The sequence below is a fragment of the Pseudomonas sp. MF6755 genome (genome assembly GCF_016405635.1).
Lineage (GTDB): Bacteria > Pseudomonadota > Gammaproteobacteria > Pseudomonadales > Pseudomonadaceae > Aquipseudomonas > Aquipseudomonas haemolytica.
In genome coordinates this window covers 180173-195995 of sequence record NZ_JAEKDA010000010.1, presented here as the reverse complement: position 1 = coordinate 195995, position 15823 = coordinate 180173, and the positions used below count along the sequence as shown (strand labels likewise).

Annotated in this window: 16 protein-coding genes; 8 read left to right on the top strand and 8 right to left on the bottom strand. The window is 60.8% G+C overall.

The window, feature by feature from the left end; all coding sequences use genetic code 11:
- Positions 1-193 precede the first annotated feature (193 nt).
- Complete coding sequence (aroQ, locus tag JFT66_RS15555) at positions 194-640, top strand: type II 3-dehydroquinate dehydratase (RefSeq protein WP_034117785.1); 447 nt, start codon at positions 194-196, stop codon at positions 638-640.
- Complete coding sequence (locus tag JFT66_RS15550) at positions 640-1488, top strand: shikimate dehydrogenase (RefSeq protein WP_442963608.1); 849 nt, start codon at positions 640-642, stop codon at positions 1486-1488. The genes aroQ and JFT66_RS15550 overlap by 1 nt, the downstream gene beginning before the upstream one ends.
- Positions 1489-1567: 79 nt before the next feature.
- Here JFT66_RS15550 and JFT66_RS15545 read toward each other — a convergent pair whose 3' ends face one another.
- A complete protein-coding gene (locus JFT66_RS15545; RefSeq protein WP_034117783.1) occupies positions 1568-2233 on the bottom strand; it encodes a TetR/AcrR family transcriptional regulator in 666 nt (221 codons plus the stop codon).
- 77 nt (positions 2234-2310) lie between these two features.
- A complete protein-coding gene (gene quiC, locus JFT66_RS15540; RefSeq protein WP_198859572.1) occupies positions 2311-4212 on the bottom strand; it encodes a 3-dehydroshikimate dehydratase QuiC in 1902 nt (633 codons plus the stop codon).
- Positions 4213-4436: 224 nt separating this feature from the next.
- Here quiC and JFT66_RS15535 point away from each other — a divergent pair, with 224 nt between their 5' ends.
- Positions 4437-5771, top strand: coding sequence for an MFS transporter (locus JFT66_RS15535; protein WP_198859571.1), 1335 nt, complete (start codon positions 4437-4439; stop codon positions 5769-5771).
- A 1-nt stretch (position 5772) separates the two neighbouring features.
- Here the strand turns inward: JFT66_RS15535 and JFT66_RS15530 are convergent, their stop codons facing one another.
- The gene (locus JFT66_RS15530; protein ID WP_034117780.1) at positions 5773-6651 is read right to left on the bottom strand and encodes a DMT family transporter; all 879 of its coding nucleotides are present in this window, start codon (positions 6649-6651) and stop codon (positions 5773-5775) included.
- 184 nt (positions 6652-6835) lie between these two features.
- Between JFT66_RS15530 and JFT66_RS15525 the strand changes: the two genes are divergently transcribed.
- Genes JFT66_RS15525 through JFT66_RS15515 form a run of 3 tightly spaced genes read left to right on the top strand, consistent with a single transcriptional unit; the run spans position 6836 to position 9166 of the window.
- On the top strand, positions 6836-7246 hold the full coding sequence (locus JFT66_RS15525) for a membrane lipoprotein lipid attachment site-containing protein (RefSeq protein ID WP_034117779.1): 411 nt from the start codon (positions 6836-6838) through the stop codon (positions 7244-7246).
- A gap of 45 nt (positions 7247-7291) precedes the next feature.
- Entirely contained in the window at positions 7292-8179 is an 888-nt protein-coding gene (gene ypfJ, locus JFT66_RS15520; RefSeq protein ID WP_034117778.1) for a KPN_02809 family neutral zinc metallopeptidase, read from the top strand.
- On the top strand, positions 8180-9166 hold the full coding sequence (locus JFT66_RS15515) for an alpha/beta hydrolase (RefSeq protein ID WP_198859570.1): 987 nt from the start codon (positions 8180-8182) through the stop codon (positions 9164-9166).
- 70 nt (positions 9167-9236) lie between these two features.
- On the opposite strand, the gene JFT66_RS15510 is transcribed toward JFT66_RS15515, so the two are convergent.
- The 3 genes from JFT66_RS15510 to JFT66_RS15500 are packed head-to-tail and all read right to left on the bottom strand — an operon-like array spanning position 9237 to position 11298.
- Positions 9237-9824, bottom strand: coding sequence for an HAD family hydrolase (locus tag JFT66_RS15510; protein WP_153872587.1), 588 nt, complete (start codon positions 9822-9824; stop codon positions 9237-9239).
- Positions 9821-10690 (bottom strand): acyl-CoA thioesterase II, encoded by an 870-nt coding sequence (tesB, locus tag JFT66_RS15505; protein WP_034117775.1) that lies wholly within the window; start codon positions 10688-10690, stop codon positions 9821-9823. Before tesB ends, JFT66_RS15510 begins: the two co-directional genes overlap by 4 nt.
- Before the next feature lie 38 nt (positions 10691-10728).
- Positions 10729-11298 (bottom strand): GNAT family N-acetyltransferase, encoded by a 570-nt coding sequence (locus JFT66_RS15500; protein WP_153839438.1) that lies wholly within the window; start codon positions 11296-11298, stop codon positions 10729-10731.
- Between the two features lie 77 nt (positions 11299-11375).
- Between JFT66_RS15500 and JFT66_RS15495 the strand changes: the two genes are divergently transcribed.
- Complete coding sequence (locus JFT66_RS15495) at positions 11376-12296, top strand: histone deacetylase family protein (RefSeq protein ID WP_153839439.1); 921 nt, start codon at positions 11376-11378, stop codon at positions 12294-12296.
- A 170-nt stretch (positions 12297-12466) separates the two neighbouring features.
- Positions 12467-13699 carry a TIGR03862 family flavoprotein gene (locus JFT66_RS15490; protein ID WP_034117772.1) on the top strand — a complete coding sequence of 411 codons (1233 nt, stop codon included), beginning with the start codon at positions 12467-12469 and terminating at the stop codon, positions 13697-13699.
- 55 nt (positions 13700-13754) lie between these two features.
- On the opposite strand, the gene JFT66_RS15485 is transcribed toward JFT66_RS15490, so the two are convergent.
- A complete protein-coding gene (locus JFT66_RS15485) occupies positions 13755-14255 on the bottom strand; it encodes a hypothetical protein (RefSeq protein WP_198859569.1) in 501 nt (166 codons plus the stop codon).
- Positions 14256-14442: 187 nt separating this feature from the next.
- Positions 14443-15777: a DEAD/DEAH box helicase gene (locus JFT66_RS15480; protein WP_034117770.1), complete on the bottom strand. Its 1335-nt coding sequence runs from the start codon at positions 15775-15777 to the stop codon at positions 14443-14445.
- Positions 15778-15823 lie beyond the last annotated feature (46 nt).

Here is a 15823-nt window from a genome sequence, read left to right as displayed (position 1 = left end):
AATGTTAAGGAAACAGGCGGGCATCTTAAGCGTTGTCGAGAATGATTTTCAATTGATATCTAATCTGATTGGATTGATGAGTGCCGTTGATTAACGGTTCGATAATCGAACGGATCCGCTGCGATCAATTGACCAAATTAACCATCCAGTACATTTTATCTCCACAACCAATAAGAACTGTGGAGATGCCTCTATGCCGCCCATCGTGCTGGTGCTCAACGGCCCCAACCTCAACCTGCTCGGCACCCGCGAGCCCGCCACTTATGGCCACGAAACCCTGGCCGACATCGCTGCCCTGTGTGGCCGTAGCGCAGAAAAGCTCGGGCTGAAAATCGAGTTTCGCCAGACCAACCACGAGGGCGAACTGCTCGACTGGATCCACGGTGCCCGCGCCCGCTGCGCCGGTATCGTGATCAACCCGGCAGCCTGGACCCACACCTCGGTCGCGATTCGCGATGCGCTGGTCGCCAGTGAAGTACCGGTGATCGAAGTGCACTTATCCAACGTGCATGCCCGTGAAGCGTTTCGTCATCACTCCTTTGTGTCACCCATCGCCAAGGCAGTACTCGCCGGGTTTGGCAGCCATGGCTACCACCTGGCCCTGGAACATTTCAGCCACACGCTCAAAGGGAACGCTTGATGAAACCGCGTATTCTCGCCGGCCTGATCGGCGCCGGTATTCAGGCCTCCCGCACCCCCGCCCTGCATGAACAGGAAGGTGACGCCCAGGGCTTGCGCTACCTGTATCGCCTGATCGACCTTGAGCCGCTGCACCTGGACCTCAACGCCTTGCCCGACCTGCTGCGCGCCGCGGAGCAGATGCACTTCACCGGATTGAACATTACCTACCCGTGCAAGCAGGCAATCCTGCCGTTGCTGGATGAGTTGTCGGCCGAAGCCCGAGGCATTGGCGCGGTCAACACCGTGGTGTTCAAGGACGGCAAGCGCATCGGCCATAACACTGACTGCCTGGGGTTCGCCGAAGGTTTCCGGCGTAACTTGCATGATGTGCCGCGCCAACGCGTAGTGCAGATGGGTGCCGGTGGCGCGGGCGCGGCGGTGGCCCATGCGCTGTTGGCTGAAGGCGTGGAGCAACTGAGTATTTTCGATGTCGACGGCGCCCGTGCCCTTGAGCTTGTGGATAACCTCGCCCAGCGGTTTGCCGCCGGCCGTGCCCAAGTCGGTACTCACTTGGAAAACGCCATGGCGCAAGCCGATGGTTTGGTGAACACCACGCCGATGGGCATGGCCAAGCTGCCGGGCACACCGGTACCAGCAGAATTATTGAGGGCTGAACTGTGGGTTGCGGAGATCGTGTATTTCCCGCTGGAAACCGAGCTGCTGCGTAATGCCCGCGCCCTGGGTTGCCGCACTCTGGATGGCGGCAATATGGCGGTTTTTCAGGCGGTGAAGGCGTTTGAGTTGTTCAGCGGCCAAGTGGCGGATGCAGGGCGAATGCTGACGCACTTCCAGAGCATGAATACCTGACTGCCGAACCAGAGGTCAAATGTGGGAGGGGGCTTGCCCCCTCCCACATTGATTGCATTCAGCCTTAAATCAGATGTTCTCAGGCTTGCAGGTAACGCAACACCGACTCGCAAATCATCTCCCGGTGCCGCTGCTTGATCGCCTCATCCGACAGTTCGATCTGGAAAATCTCGCTGAAGGTATGGCGGTTGGACACCCGGTAAAAGCTGAACGAGTTGATCAGCAAATGCACGTCCAGCGGCTCCAGCCCTGCGCGGAAAAGCCCCATTTCAGCGCCTCGACGCAGGGTTTCCCCAAGCCCCTCGAGGATTTTGCTATTCATCGCCTTGATCGTATGCGTGCGCTTTACGTACTCGGCGTTGTGGATATTTTCGATGCTGACGATGCGCACGAAATCCACATTCTGGTCGTGGTGATCGAAAGTGAATTCCACCAGCCGGCGAATCGCCTCACGCGGCTCCAGGGCAGTGAGGTTCATGCGGGTTTCGGTGTTGCGGATATCGCCGTAGAGCTTCTCCAGCACCTCGACGTACAGCTGCTCCTTGCTGCCGAAGTAGTAATAGATCATGCGCTTGGAGGTGTGGATGCGCTCGGCGATGGCGTCCACGCGGGCGCCGGACAGGCCCTGCTGAACAAACTCGACAATGGCTTCCTGGAGAATATTCTCGCGGGTCTTTTCCGGATTGTTCTTACGACTCTTGCGCGGTGCGTCTGGCACCGCGGGGAGATCGGGACTCGAGGTCATGGTGCGCTCACGGCCATTGTTGTGCAGGCGCCGATTATGGGCCGCGGCGCTCGCCGAAGGAAGCACCCGGCCCGCGGTTATAAACGCGCCTGGCGCACCGCACCGCTGCGCGACTTGGCCATCGCCGCCAGACGCACCGCCACGTTGGCCGCGCCGTAGCCGGCATAGCCGTTCTTGCGCTGGATGATCTCGAAGAAAAACCGCCCTTCGAACGGCTCGGTGTACACATGAAACAACTCACCGCCCTGAGCGTCGCGGTCGTACAGCACGTTGTAGTACGCCAACTCGCTGAGGAACTCATCGTCAAAATCGAAGCGCGCCGCCAAATCGTCGTAATAGTTGAGCGGGATATCCAGCAGCGGCACCCCGGCTTCTTTTGCCCGGCGCACCTCGGCGAAAATATCTGCGCAATCGAAGGCAATGTGGTGCACGCCTGAACCACGATAGCTCGAGAGTGCATGGGAAATCGCAGTGTTGCGGTTTTCGGAAATATTCAGCGGCAGGCGAATCGAGCTGCAACGGCTGCGCAACGCACGGCTTTTTACCAGGCCGTAAGGGTCGGGCAGCACCACCTCGTCATCGGCTTCGAAATCCAGCAGGCTCTTGTAGAACAGCACCCAACTGTCGAGGCTGTCGGCCGGCAAGGCCATGGCCATATGGTCGATGCGCAGCAAGCCGCCGCTGGCAGCCGTGGCCGGTTGCAGGTTGAAATCGGTGTCGTACAGCCCGCCTTCGCTGGGGGCCACCAGGTAAATCAGGCTGCCATCCGGCGCACGCACCGCAGCCAGTTCCAGCTCGTTGGGCCCGACCAGGCCGCGATACGGCTGGCCCTTGTAGGCCATTGCCCGCTGCAGGGCCTTGGCGCTGTCCTTGACCCGGATTGCGGTGGCACACAACGACGGCCCGTGAGCCTCGAAAAAGTTGTGGGCAAAGGAATAAGGCTCACAGTTGAGGATCAGGTTGATATCGCCCTGGCGCAACAGGCTCACGCTCTTGGAGCGATGCTGCCCAGCCTTGACGAAACCCAAACGCTCCAGCCAATGGGTCAGCTTGGCGCCAAGGCTTTCATCCACGGCAAACTCAAGAAATTCGATACCGTCGTATTCGCTGGCCGGCGGGGTTTCAAACAGAATATCTAGCGGCGCTGCAGGTTGTTCTGCGGCCAGGCGCTGGCGGGTTTTCTCTTCCAGGTACAACAAGGAGCGCAAGCCATCCGCCGCATTCGCCCGGGTCGGCGCGGCGCGGAAACCATCATTGAAAATCTCCAGGGACAATGGCCCGGTATAACCACTCTGGATGATCGGCGCGAGAAAGCCCGCCAGGTCGAACTCGCCCTGGCCGGGGAAGCAGCGGAAATGCCGGCTCCACTCCAGTACATCCATGGCCAGGATCGGCGCATCGGCCATTTGCACAAAGAAGATCTTGTCGCCGGGGATCTGCGCGATGCCGCTCGGGTCGCCCTTGAGCGACAGGGTGTGGAAGCTGTCGAGCAATACGCCCAGGCTTGGGTGGTCGACCTGGCGCACCAGGTTCCACACCTGTTGCCAGGTGTTCACATGTTTGCCCCAGGCCAATGCTTCATAGCCGATGCGCACGCCACGCTTGCCAGCGTGTTCGGCCAGCAGGCTCAGGTCATCGAGCAAAATACTCTCATCACCGACACAATCGGCCGAGGCATTACTGCACACCAGCACCAGGTCGGTGCCCAGTTCCTGCATCAGGTCAAACTTGCGCTCGGCGCGCTCCAGGTTGCGTGCCAGGCGGTCGCGGCGACAACCTTCAAAGTCGCGAAACGGCTGGAACAGGGTGATGGCGATGCCCAGGTCAGCGCACATCTGCCTAACTTCCCGGGGGCTGCCATCGTAATACAACAAGTCGTTCTCGAAGATTTCCACCCCGTCAAACCCGGCGGCGGCAATAGCTTCGAGCTTTTCCGGCAAGGTGCCGCTCAACGAAACAGTGGCAATGGAACGTTGCATGGGTGACTCCCGGCGATTGTTGTTTGTGGCAAATTATTCGCCCCCAGCCTACACGCAGCAATTAAAATGTACGAACCGGTTAGTTTTCGGTGCGATTATCGAACACTATGCCCGTTTGGCGAATTGACGACTTTTTAACCACTGCGCACCATCGATCACGCAATTCGCTCCAGTAAAAAGACCCAGAACACACCATAAAAATTTCAAAAAACGGGTACGACCTCATGCCTCTGCAAAATTCCACCCTGGCCACGCGCCCGGGCAACCCGCACGCCGGCATCGGCGACAAGATCCGCGGCGCCCTGGCCGTGGGTAAAACGCGCTGGGGCATGCTGGCCCTGGTGTTCTTCGCCACCACGCTGAACTACATCGACCGTGCCGCCCTGGGTGTGATGCAGCCGATCCTCGCCAAGGAAATGAGTTGGACGGCGATGGACTACGCCAACATCAACTTCTGGTTCCAGGTCGGCTATGCCATCGGCTTCGTGCTGCAGGGCCGCTTGATCGACCGGGTCGGCGTCAAGCGTGTGTTCTTCTGCGCCGTGCTGTTGTGGAGCCTGGCAACCGGCGCCCACGGCCTGGCCACCTCGGCGGCGGGTTTTATGGTCTGCCGGTTTATCCTCGGGCTGACCGAAGCCGCCAACTACCCGGCGTGCGTCAAGACCACCCGCCTGTGGTTCCCCGCCGGCGAGCGTGCGGTTGCCACCGGTATCTTCAACGCTGGCACCAACGTCGGCGCGATGATGACGCCGATGCTGCTGCCCTTGATCCTGCACGTGTGGGGCTGGCAGGCAGCGTTTCTGTGCATGTCGGCACTCGGCGGCATCTGGCTGCTGTTCTGGGGGCTGAAGTACTACAACCCGGAAGACCACCCGACCGTCAAACAATCCGAATTGGACTACGTGCAGCAGGAAGTCGAGCCGGAACAACCCCGCGTGCCATTCAGCCGTATCCTGCGCATGCGTGGCACCTGGGCCTTCGCCCTCGCCTACTCGCTGACCGCACCGGTGTTCTGGTTCTACCTGTACTGGCTGCCGCCGTTTTTGAACCAGCAATACAACCTGGGCATCAACGTGACGCAGATGGGCATACCGCTGATCATCATCTACCTGACCGCCGACTTCGGCAGCGTGGGCGGCGGGATCCTGTCGTCGTTCCTGATCGGCCGGGGGATGAACCCGATCAAGGCGCGGCTGCTGTCGATGCTGCTGTTTGCCTGCTGCATCGTCGGCGTGATCATGGCGGCCGGCTCCAGCCAGCTGTGGGTCGCGGTGTTCGCCATCTCCCTGGCCATCGGCGCGCACCAGGCCTGGACCGCCAATATCTGGAGCCTGGTAATGGACTACACGCCCAAGCACATGATGAGCACGGTGTTCGGCTTCGGCGGGATGTGCGCGGCCATCGGCGGCATGTTCATGACCCAGATCGTCGGCCACATTCTCACGGTGACCAACAACAACTACACCGTGTTGTTCACCCTGATCCCGGCGATGTACTTCATCGCACTGGTGTGGATGTACTTCATGGCACCGCGCAAGATTCCTACCGTCGACGTTTGATCTACCTGCGCCGCTGCTGCCAGGCAGCCGCCAACCCGCTCATGCAAATCACCCCGATACCGACCATCGTGGTCGTATCGGGGGTATGACTGAACACGAGCCAGCCCAACAACCCCGCAAACACGATCTGGCAATAGCCGAACGGCGCCAGCAAGGCCGGTGCCGCAAAGCGGAACGCCTGGGTGAGCATCAGGTGCGCGGTCATCCCGCAGGTACCCAGCGCCAACATCATCACCCCATGCCACAGCGTCGGGATCTGCCAGAAGAACGGCACCAGCGCACTCATCACCAAGGTGTTGCACAGGCCGGCAAAGAAGTTGCTGGTGGTCGGCGTGTCGTATTGGCTGAGGATGCGCGTGAGCAGTTGGTAGAAGCAGAAGAACATCGCCGAACACAGTGGCAGCAGCACCGCTGGGGTGAACAACTCACCGCCTGGGTGGATGATCACCAGCACACCGATAAACCCACAGATCACCGCCAGCCATTGGCCGCGTGTCACGTGCTCACCGAGCAGCGGCACCGAGAGCGCGGTCACCAGGATCGGCGCGAGAAAGTTGACCGCCGTGGCTTCGGCCAGCGGGATGTAATGCAACGCCGCGGTGAAAAACAGGCTGGTGCCCAACAGGCACAAGGCACGCACCACCTGCATCCCCGGCCGCTTGCTGCGCAGCACACGCAAGCCCGATTGCGGCAGGAAGATCCCGGCCATCAGCAACGTGTGCACCAGGTAGCGCGCCCACACCACCATTACGATGGGGTAGAACCCTGCCAGGTATTTGGACAAGGCGTCGTGGCTGGAGAACAGGAACGTCGCCACCACAATCAGCAGAATACCTTTGAAGGGATGGTTGACACCTGAGAGGGGGGTACTGACAGTCATTGAATTCTCTTGCTGGCGAGCTGAACGCGGTGGTACTCAACCCGGTAATCTAGCAGCCGGGCTTGCGTCTGCTCCAAGAGCATAACCAAACACCGGGCGAACAGCGCACTAAATCACGGGAATTGAGTCCAACCCTGCACGTTTGCCCCCGCGTTGCACACTTTTTAATCAAGGCCTTGCCGCAATGAAAAAAATCCTCTTTGTTCTGACTGCTGTCGCCCTGCTGACCGCCTGCGATAAAGCCAAGGAAGCCCCCAAGCCCGCGCCACCTTCCGTACAGGCCACCCTCGTGCCGCAAACGCCACCCACCGATCAATGGGTCGGTAAGTGGATCGGCGTAGAAGGCTTGAACCTGACCATCGCCAAGGACGACAGCATTGGTCGCGGCCACTACCTGCTCACCATGCAATACGGCCTCGACGCCGACGACTCCGGCACCTTCAAGGGTGAAGCCGCCGAAGACGGCATCGCCTTCAACCGCCCCGACGGCCCACAACTGCTGCGCGCCGGTGACGGTGCCGCCACCGGCCTGAAATGGCTGGCGGATAAAAAAGACTGCCTGATCGTCACCACTGGCGAAGGCTATTGCCGTTAATACCGACCATAATCAATCACGGTTAGCACACAGAGGATTGTTCCCATGCTATGGAAAAAAGGCCGACGCAGCGACAACGTGGTGGACGCCCGCGATGACAGTGGCGGCGGCGGTGGAGGCATGCGCTTTGGAGGCGGCAAGGGCCTGAGCCTGACGGCGATCGTGCTGATCGTGGGCATTGGCTGGTTGACCGGCCAGGACCCGATGCAGATCCTTGGCCAGTTGAGCGGCCAAATGGAACAGGCACCGTCGGTCAGCACCCAGCCGCGCCAGGCGCCTCCGGCCAATGACCAGCAGGCCGACTTCGTGCGCGCCGTGCTGGGCGACACCGAAGACACCTGGGGCCAGGTTTTCCAGGAAAACGGCCTGGCCTACAAGAACCCGAAGCTGATCCTGTTCCGTGGCCGGGTGAACTCCGCCTGTGGTGGCGCCACCTCGGCCAGCGGCCCGTTCTACTGCCCGGCCGACCAGCAGGTGTACCTGGACCTGGATTTCTTCCGGGAAATGTCCCAACGCTTCCAGGCATCCGGCGAATTCGCCCAGGCCTATGTGATCGCCCACGAAGTCGGGCACCACGTGCAAACGCTGCTGGGCATCTCGTCCAAGATCCAGGCTGCGCGTCAGCAGGGTCGGCAGATGCAAGGCGATGGCGGCCTGCTGGTACGCCAGGAACTGCAAGCCGACTGCTTTGCCGGAGTGTGGGCCAACCGCGCACAGAAACGCCTGAACTGGCTGGAACCCGGCGACATCGAGGCGGCACTGAACGCGGCCAACGCCATTGGCGATGACCGCTTGCAGCAGCAGGGCCAAGGGCGCGTAGTGCCAGACTCGTTTACCCACGGTACCTCGGCCCAACGGGTGCGCTGGTTCAAGACCGGCTTCGCCCAGGGCCAGATCTCTCAATGCGACACCTTTACCGCGAAGAGTCTCTGAATGAATAGACGATTGGGGTTAGTGCTGGGGTTGGTAGCCAGCTGTTGCACCACCACTTGGGCCGACGAGAAAACGCACGGCGTCAAGGTGGTCAGCCCCGATCGCTTTCACCTGGAGGCCGGCGACCTCAGCCTCGGCTTGAGCCAGGACTGGCGTCAGCCGTTACCCAAGGTCACCCGCGCGCTTATCATCGTGCACGGGCGCCTGCGCAATGCGCAGACCTACCTGCACAGTGGCGAAGACGCCGCCGAACACGCCGGGGTTGCTGCCAACACGCTGGTGATCGCGCCGCAGTTTCTCAATCAGGCGGATGTGAAGGGCAATCACTTGGGCAATCAGGTGCTGCGTTGGAAGGGCAACGACTGGATGGCCGGTGAACCCTCCACCGGCCCAGGCCAGATCAGCTCCTACGGCGCCCTCGACCAGATCATCAAGCACCTGGGCAACCGCACGCTGTTCCCGGCGCTGAAAGAAATCGTGGTCGCCGGCCATTCCGGCGGCGGCCAAGTGGTGCAGCGCTTTGCCCTCACCGGCCACGACCACCCGTTGCTGCAAACCGAAGGCATCCGCCTGCGGTATGTGGTCGCCAACCCCTCCTCCTACGCCTACTTCAGCCCGCAGCGGCCGGTGCCGTTCGATACGGCCAGTTGCCCAGGTTTCAATGACTGGAAATACGGCATGCAAAACCTGCCGGATTACGTGGGTGACCGAGGCGCCCAGCAACTGGAACACGCCTACGTTTCACGCGACATCACCTACCTGTTGGGCCAGCAAGACACCGACCCCAACCACCCGGCATTGGATAAAGGCTGCGAGGCCGAGGCGCAGGGTGCGTACCGGCTGATCCGTGGGCATCACTACTTTGACTACCTCAAGCTGCGCCATCCGCAGTTGAGTCACAAGCTGGTGGAAGTGCCGGGGGTGGGGCATGACGGGGATAAGATGTTTACTTCGCCAGAGGGAGAAAAGGTGCTGTTTGCCCAGTAGCACCTGAAGGAACCCGATCAAAATGTGGGAGGGAGCAAGCCCCCTCCCACATTTGAGTGCATTACCTTGGCTAGATCATTTGACGCAGTACCGAGCAATCCTTGGCATGCCAATCCGCCAACTCCGGCCACGGATTCTCTGGCAAGTTCACCAACACAGTCCTGGCCCCCGCCGCCCGGCCACAGTCCAGGTCAAAACGATAATCCCCGACCATCACCATCTCGCTCGGCGCCACACCCCACGCCGCCGCCAGTTTCAACAACCCACCCGGGTCAGGCTTATGCGGCGCATCATCACGCCCCAGTACATCCTCGATGGCAAAGCAGTCCGCCAGGCCAATCGCCTCTAACGTCACGTGCGCCAGCTCGCGCGCATTGCGGGTCAGAATGCCCAGGCGATAACCGCGCCCGGCCAGCTCACGCACCAGTTCTACCGCGCCTTCAGCCGCGACCGAACCCAGTGCCAACTCGCGCTCATGCTCCAGCAACCAGGCATGCTTGGCCGCAGCAACCGGCGCCGGCAAGGCTGCCAGGTGCGTGAGGATGTCGTCCTCAGGCGGAATGTCCAATGCCACGCGAATGGCGCCAAAATCATGCACCGCCACCGTGAGGGTGCCGTCCATGTCGAACACCCAATGCTTAACGTCCGACAGACTCATGCCCAGTCCTTGCGATGGCGAATCAAACCTTCCTGGGTCACCGACGCCACCAGTTGCCCGGCGCGGTTGTACACGCTGCCCCGGGAGAAACCCCGGGAGTTGCCGGCCCATGGGCTGTCCATGGCATACAGCAACCAGTCATCGGCGCGCAGGTCAGCGTGGAACCACAGCGCGTGGTCAAGGCTGGCGACCTGCATGTCTTTCTGCCACACGGTCTTGCCATGGGGCAGCAACGAAGTCGTCAGCAGGCCGAAGTCCGAGGCGTAGGCCAGCAGGTACTTATGCAGCGCTGGCGAGTCCGCCAAGGCGCCGTCGGCACGAAACCACACGTACTTGACCGGATCGGACGGCTGCGGGTTGAACGGGTCTTTCTCGGTGACCGGGCGCACCTCGATAGGCTTGGGGCACAGCAGCTTGTCGCGCATGTGCTCGGGGATCAGGTGTGCACGTTGCTTGGTCAGCTCCAGCTCCGACGGCAGGTTTTCCGGGCCGACCACCACCGGCATGGTGGTCTGGTGATCGAAGCCTTGTTCGTCGTACTGGAACGAGGTGGTGCACGTGAAGATCGGATGGCCCTTCTGGATCGCCGTCACCCGCCGAGTGCTGAAGCTGCCACCGTCGCGCACGCGGTCTACCGAATACACCACCGGCAAAGCGGCGTCGCCAGGGCGCAGGAAATAACCGTGCAGGGAATGCACATGCCGCGCCTCTTCTACGGTCTGGCTGGCTGCCGACAGCGACTGTCCTAGTACCTGGCCACCAAACAGCTGGCGAAAGCCCAGGTCCTGGCTGCGGCCGCGAAAGAGGTTTTCCTCGATCGGTTCCAGGGTCAGCAAGTCCACCAGATCTTCCAATACTTGGCTCATAGAGCAACTCCTACAATCAATAGGGCATTCCGGGCTGCTTATCCGTGCAGCGTGTCCAACCATTGGGCGCGGGTGATGCGGTACAAAACATGATGGCGCAGCGGGTCATCGGCTGCGACCTTGGGGTGTTCAAAATCTGCCTGCGGATCGTAATGCATGCCGATGGCCTGCATGACTTTTTGTGAGGGCAGATTGGTCTCGGTGGTGAAGGCGAGAATTTCATCCAGTTGCAAGCGATCAAAGCCACAGCGTAGCGCGGTCCAGGCCGCCTCGCTGGCATAGCCCAGGCCCCAATGCTCGCGGGCCAGGCGCCAGCCGATTTCCACCGCCGGGGTAAAGCCGGCTTCGAAGCTGACATTCTGCAACCCGGTCAGGCCGATAAATTCGCCAGTGTCCTTGCGCTGCAAGGCCCAAAAACCAAAACCGTATTCAGCGAAATGCCCGCGAATCCGGCCGATCAGCGCGGCGCTTTCCAAGTGGCTCAATTTAGCCGGGAAATAACGCATCACCTGCGAGTCGGCGCACATGCGCGCAAACTCCGTGAGGTCGCTGTCGCGCCATTGGCGCAGCACCAGCCGTGCACTTTCCAATTCCAGTATCGGCTCCATGGGTCCCCCCTGCCTTGCCATGTGCGTGAGTGTACAGCGCTGTTAAGATCCTTCGCAGGTTCCCGTCAGAAAATCCCATGCCCTTGCCATTGATCTACCACGAAGACTACAGCCCCGAGTTCCCGGCGGACCACCGGTTCCCCATGGACAAGTTTCGCTTGCTGCGAGATCACCTGGTGGACAGTGGCCTGACCGAGGACAGCCAATTGCTGCGCCCGCAGCTGTGCCCCGCAGACATTCTGGCCCTGGCCCATGAACCTGGGTATATCGAACGCTACATGAGCGGCCAATTGTCCCGCGAAGACCAACGCCGCCTCGGCCTGCCCTGGAGCGAAGCCCTGGCCCGCCGCACCGTGCGAGCAGTAGGCGGGTCGATACTGGCCGCCGAACAAGCCCTCGAGCATGGCCTGGCCTGCCATTTGGCCGGCGGCACCCATCACGCCCATTACGACTACCCGGCGGGCTTTTGCATCTTTAATGACTTGGCGGTGATCAGCCACTACCTGCTGGCCAGCGGCCGAGTCAATCGCGTGCTGATCTTCGACTGCGACGTGCACCAGGGCGACGGCACCGCACGCATCCTCCACGACACGCCGGACGCCATCACCGTGTCGCTGCACTGTGAAAAGAACTTCCCCGCACGCAAGGCCCAGAGCGACTGGGACATCCCGCTGCCCATGGGCATGGGCGATGCCGATTACCTCAAGGTGGTGGACGACGCGCTCAACTACCTGTTGCCGCTCTACCAGCCCGACCTGGTGCTGTACGACGCCGGCGTGGATGTGCACAAAGATGACGCCCTCGGTTACCTCAAGCTGACCGATGAAGGCGTCGCCGCCCGCGATGAAAGCGTGATGCGCCACTGCCTGGGCCGCGACATTGCGGTGATGGGCGTGATCGGCGGCGGCTACAGCAAAGACCGCCCGGCGCTTGCCCGCCGCCACGGCATCTTGCACCACAGCGCACAACGGGTATGGACGTCATCAGGTTGTCATTGAACGGTGGGCGTTACCCACAATGCCTGTGGAACGGCCTGTGGATAACTTGAGCGTAAGCCCCTACACGCTAGCAACCGTATGGCCTGTAGGAAACTGTACGTTTTTTGATCAGGCAGCCGCGCCTTCGTCGGGTAGAATGCTCGGCCTATTCAAGCGACCGTAGCCCTGCCATGCCTCAGACCCCTTCTCAACACGTCACCATTATCGGCGGCGGCCCCGCCGGGCTGATGGCCGCCGAAGTCTTGAGCCAGGCAGGCGTGGGTGTGGACCTGTACGACGGCATGCCCTCGGTGGGCCGCAAGTTCCTGCTCGCCGGTGTCGGCGGCATGAATATCACCCATTCCGAAGCCTACCCTGCGTTTCTATCACGCTACGCCGAACGTGCACCGCACATGGCGCCGTTGTTACGCTCGTTTGGGGCCCAGGCGCTTTGCGAGTGGATTCATGGCTTGGGCATTCAAACGTTTATCGGCACCTCAGGGCGGGTGTTTCCGACGGATATGAAAGCCGCTCCCCTGCTGCGCGCCTGGCTTAAACGCCTGCGTGATCAAGGCGTGGTTATCCACACGCGTCATCGTTGGCTGGGCTGGAATGCCGAGGGCGGCTTACTTATCCACAGCCCGGACGGCGATAAAGTTGTCCACAGCGATGCCGTGCTGCTAGCCCTGGGCGGCGGCAGTTGGTCGCGCCTGGGTTCCGACGGAGCCTGGCTCAAAGTGCTGGAAGACAAAGGCGTGCCCTACGCGCGGTTGCAGCCGAGCAACTGTGGTTTCGAGGTGTCGGCCTGGAGCGAGTTGATGGTCAGCAAATTCGCTGGCGCGCCGTTGAAAAACGTCGCCATTGGCCTGGCGGATGATCCGCCTCGGCTGGGTGAATGTGTGATCACCGCCACCGGTATCGAAGGCAGTTTGATCTACGCACTGTCGGCGCCGATTCGTGAAGCGATCAACCGTGACGGGGCGGCCACGGTGCATATCGACCTGCTGCCGAGCAAGCCGCTGGACAACGTGCAGGCAGCATTGGCCAAGCCCCGTGGCTCGCGGTCGATGAGCAAGCATTTGCACAGTCAGTTGGGGTTGGACGGGGTCAAATCAGCGCTGTTGCGCGAGCTGGCGCCGGCTGAACACTTCCAAGACCCGGTGAAGTTGGCTGTGGATATCAAGGCCCTGCCCCTGACACTGGTGAAGACCCGACCACTGGATGAGGCGATCAGTACCGCCGGCGGCGTGCCCTTTGAAGCATTGGATGAACGACTGATGCTCAAGCAAGTACCCGGTGTGTTTTGTGCGGGGGAAATGCTCGATTGGGAAGCGCCGACCGGCGGGTACTTACTGACAGGATGTTTTGCCAGCGGTCGGGCGGCTGGGCGTGGTGTCCTGGAATGGTTGAAACACCCACGGTAGGCCCCGCGGCTACCGTAGCCCAGCCTGAACGGCAGGCTACAGGCAGCCTTAAAACTCAAGTAGCCTGGGTATGCGGGTACTTCTGCTCAAACCCTTCCAGTTCCCTTCGCAAGAACTCGTCACCTTCTGGCAGGGCTACCGACAGGGCGTCTATATACGTGCGGTGCGCCGTTTCAAGCGCTACGGGTTGGTCTTTCAAGCTCTCCTGCTCGGCCTTGAAGCCACGACTAAGGGCTAGTCCTTTCTCTTGGCTTTTGTATTCAACGCCTTTGATAACCTGATCCAGGGGCAAGGTTTCGTGAGGTTTCACGCTGACATGATGCCGATGCAACGAAGCCAATTCTTTATACCGCTTGATTTGCTGCGCATAAGCCTCTGGTTGGTTTTTTTTAATATCTGTCAGCTCTTTCTCCAGCTCGCTGATACGCGCCTCATGACTCCTCTCTGACGCGGCGGCAGTGTCTCTATGCGTTTGCGCTGCGCGGCTCAGGTACTCGCAGAATGTTTCCTCTCCCCGCTTGAAGGATAGCGTCGCAAAAGAAGCTGCAAATTCCATATCAATTACCTCCACTCAAAGGCTGCTGGTTAGCGGTCAGTTTCCTGACGCCTACCTGAGTGGCGATCGAACGGTTTGAGTTCAGTTGTTCCACGCGAAAAAATTTACAAGAAGATTCCATCCACAGTGAACGGGATTGCCCCGTCCACTTTGTTCATCAACCCTTTATCAGATTGGCTTAAAACCCTTACTTCTTCTTACGCGGCCCGGTATTGAACACCGGCACCTTGCGCACCGGCTTGATCGAAGGCTCCGCCGGCGCTACTTCACCACTGTCCACCCACTTGCCCAGGTTGCGCTTGCCGCCACCACCGGAGGTTTTAGGCTTCTTCGGTTTTTTCGGCTTCTTGACGACCTGCCCGCTGGCATCGGTGTCAGGCACACGATGTTCCGGCTCGAAGTCTGGCTCCATCTTGCGGGTCAAGGTCTGGCGGGTCAGCATCTCGATGGCCGAGAGCATGTTCACCTCGTCGGCACACACCAGCGAAATCGCCTCACCGGTGTTGCCTGCGCGACCGGTACGGCCGATACGGTGGATGTAGTCCTCAGCCACGATCGGCAGGTCGAAATTGACTACCAGCGGCAGGTCTTCGATATCCAGGCCACGGGCCGCCACATCGGTGGCGACCAGGATCTGCACATCGCTGGCCTTGAAGCGGTCCAGTGCGCGTTGACGCGTCGCCTGGGGTTTGTCGCCATGGATGCCGTCGGCGTTGATGCCCAGGCCCTGCAACTTATCCACCAGTGCGTCCACACCGTTGCGGGTCTTGGCGAACACCAGCACCTGCTTCCAGCGGCCTTTGCGCATCAGGTTCACAAACAGCTCCGGTTTGCGCTTCTTGTCCACCGGCACTACCCACTGCTTGACGGTGTTGGCGGCGACGTTGCGCGGGCTGACTTCGATGCTCAGCGGATCGTTGAGCATCTGCCCGGCGAGCAGGCGGATGTCATCGGAGAAGGTCGCAGAAAACAGCAAGGTCTGACGCTTTTTCGGCAGCATGCGATAAATGTTGGCAAGCTCTTCGGAGAAGCCCAGGTCGAGCATCCGGTCGGCTTCGTCGAGCACCAGGGTTTGCAGCTGGTTGAGTTTCAGCGCGTTCTGGCGGAACAGGTCGATCAGGCGGCCAGGGGTGGCGACCAATATGTCGACGCCCTTGCGCAGCTTCATCATCTGCGGGTTGATGCTCACACCGCCATACACCGCGTAAGTGGTCAGCGGCAGGTGCTGGGCGTACTCGGCGACACTGGCGTGAACCTGCTCGGCCAGCTCGCGGGTTGGGCACAGGATCAGCGCACGCGCCGAGTTGGCGGCGACTTTCGGCCCTTCCAGGGTCAGCAGTTGCAGCAGTGGCAGGGCGAAACCAGCGGTCTTGCCGGTGCCGGTCTGGGCCGCAGCCATCAGGTCACGACCGGCCAGCACCGCCGGAATGGCTTGCGCCTGCACCGGCGTCGGGGTCTGGTAGCCAAGCGTCTCAAGGGCGCGCAGCAAGGGTTCGATCAGGCCAAGGGTGGCGAAAGTCATGTGTTTACCGTAGGAAAAATTCAGCGCAAGTCGCAATTGCGCCGCA

What these genes read in the sequence shown, in the direction of transcription:
- aroQ (WP_034117785.1), top strand. Translation starts at nt 194, where the DNA reads ATGCCGCCCATCGTGCTGGTGCTCAACGGCCCCAACCTCAACCTGCTC.
- JFT66_RS15550 (WP_442963608.1), top strand. Translation starts at nt 640, where the DNA reads ATGAAACCGCGTATTCTCGCCGGCCTGATCGGCGCCGGTATTCAGGCC.
- JFT66_RS15545 (WP_034117783.1), bottom strand. Translation starts at nt 2,233, where the DNA reads ATGACCTCGAGTCCCGATCTCCCCGCGGTGCCAGACGCACCGCGCAAG.
- quiC (WP_198859572.1), bottom strand. Translation starts at nt 4,212, where the DNA reads ATGCAACGTTCCATTGCCACTGTTTCGTTGAGCGGCACCTTGCCGGAA.
- JFT66_RS15535 (WP_198859571.1), top strand. Translation starts at nt 4,437, where the DNA reads ATGCCTCTGCAAAATTCCACCCTGGCCACGCGCCCGGGCAACCCGCAC.
- JFT66_RS15530 (WP_034117780.1), bottom strand. Translation starts at nt 6,651, where the DNA reads ATGACTGTCAGTACCCCCCTCTCAGGTGTCAACCATCCCTTCAAAGGT.
- JFT66_RS15525 (WP_034117779.1), top strand. Translation starts at nt 6,836, where the DNA reads ATGAAAAAAATCCTCTTTGTTCTGACTGCTGTCGCCCTGCTGACCGCC.
- ypfJ (WP_034117778.1), top strand. Translation starts at nt 7,292, where the DNA reads ATGCTATGGAAAAAAGGCCGACGCAGCGACAACGTGGTGGACGCCCGC.
- JFT66_RS15515 (WP_198859570.1), top strand. Translation starts at nt 8,180, where the DNA reads ATGAATAGACGATTGGGGTTAGTGCTGGGGTTGGTAGCCAGCTGTTGC.
- JFT66_RS15510 (WP_153872587.1), bottom strand. Translation starts at nt 9,824, where the DNA reads ATGAGTCTGTCGGACGTTAAGCATTGGGTGTTCGACATGGACGGCACC.
- tesB (WP_034117775.1), bottom strand. Translation starts at nt 10,690, where the DNA reads ATGAGCCAAGTATTGGAAGATCTGGTGGACTTGCTGACCCTGGAACCG.
- JFT66_RS15500 (WP_153839438.1), bottom strand. Translation starts at nt 11,298, where the DNA reads ATGGAGCCGATACTGGAATTGGAAAGTGCACGGCTGGTGCTGCGCCAA.
- JFT66_RS15495 (WP_153839439.1), top strand. Translation starts at nt 11,376, where the DNA reads ATGCCCTTGCCATTGATCTACCACGAAGACTACAGCCCCGAGTTCCCG.
- JFT66_RS15490 (WP_034117772.1), top strand. Translation starts at nt 12,467, where the DNA reads ATGCCTCAGACCCCTTCTCAACACGTCACCATTATCGGCGGCGGCCCC.
- JFT66_RS15485 (WP_198859569.1), bottom strand. Translation starts at nt 14,255, where the DNA reads ATGGAATTTGCAGCTTCTTTTGCGACGCTATCCTTCAAGCGGGGAGAG.
- JFT66_RS15480 (WP_034117770.1), bottom strand. Translation starts at nt 15,777, where the DNA reads ATGACTTTCGCCACCCTTGGCCTGATCGAACCCTTGCTGCGCGCCCTT.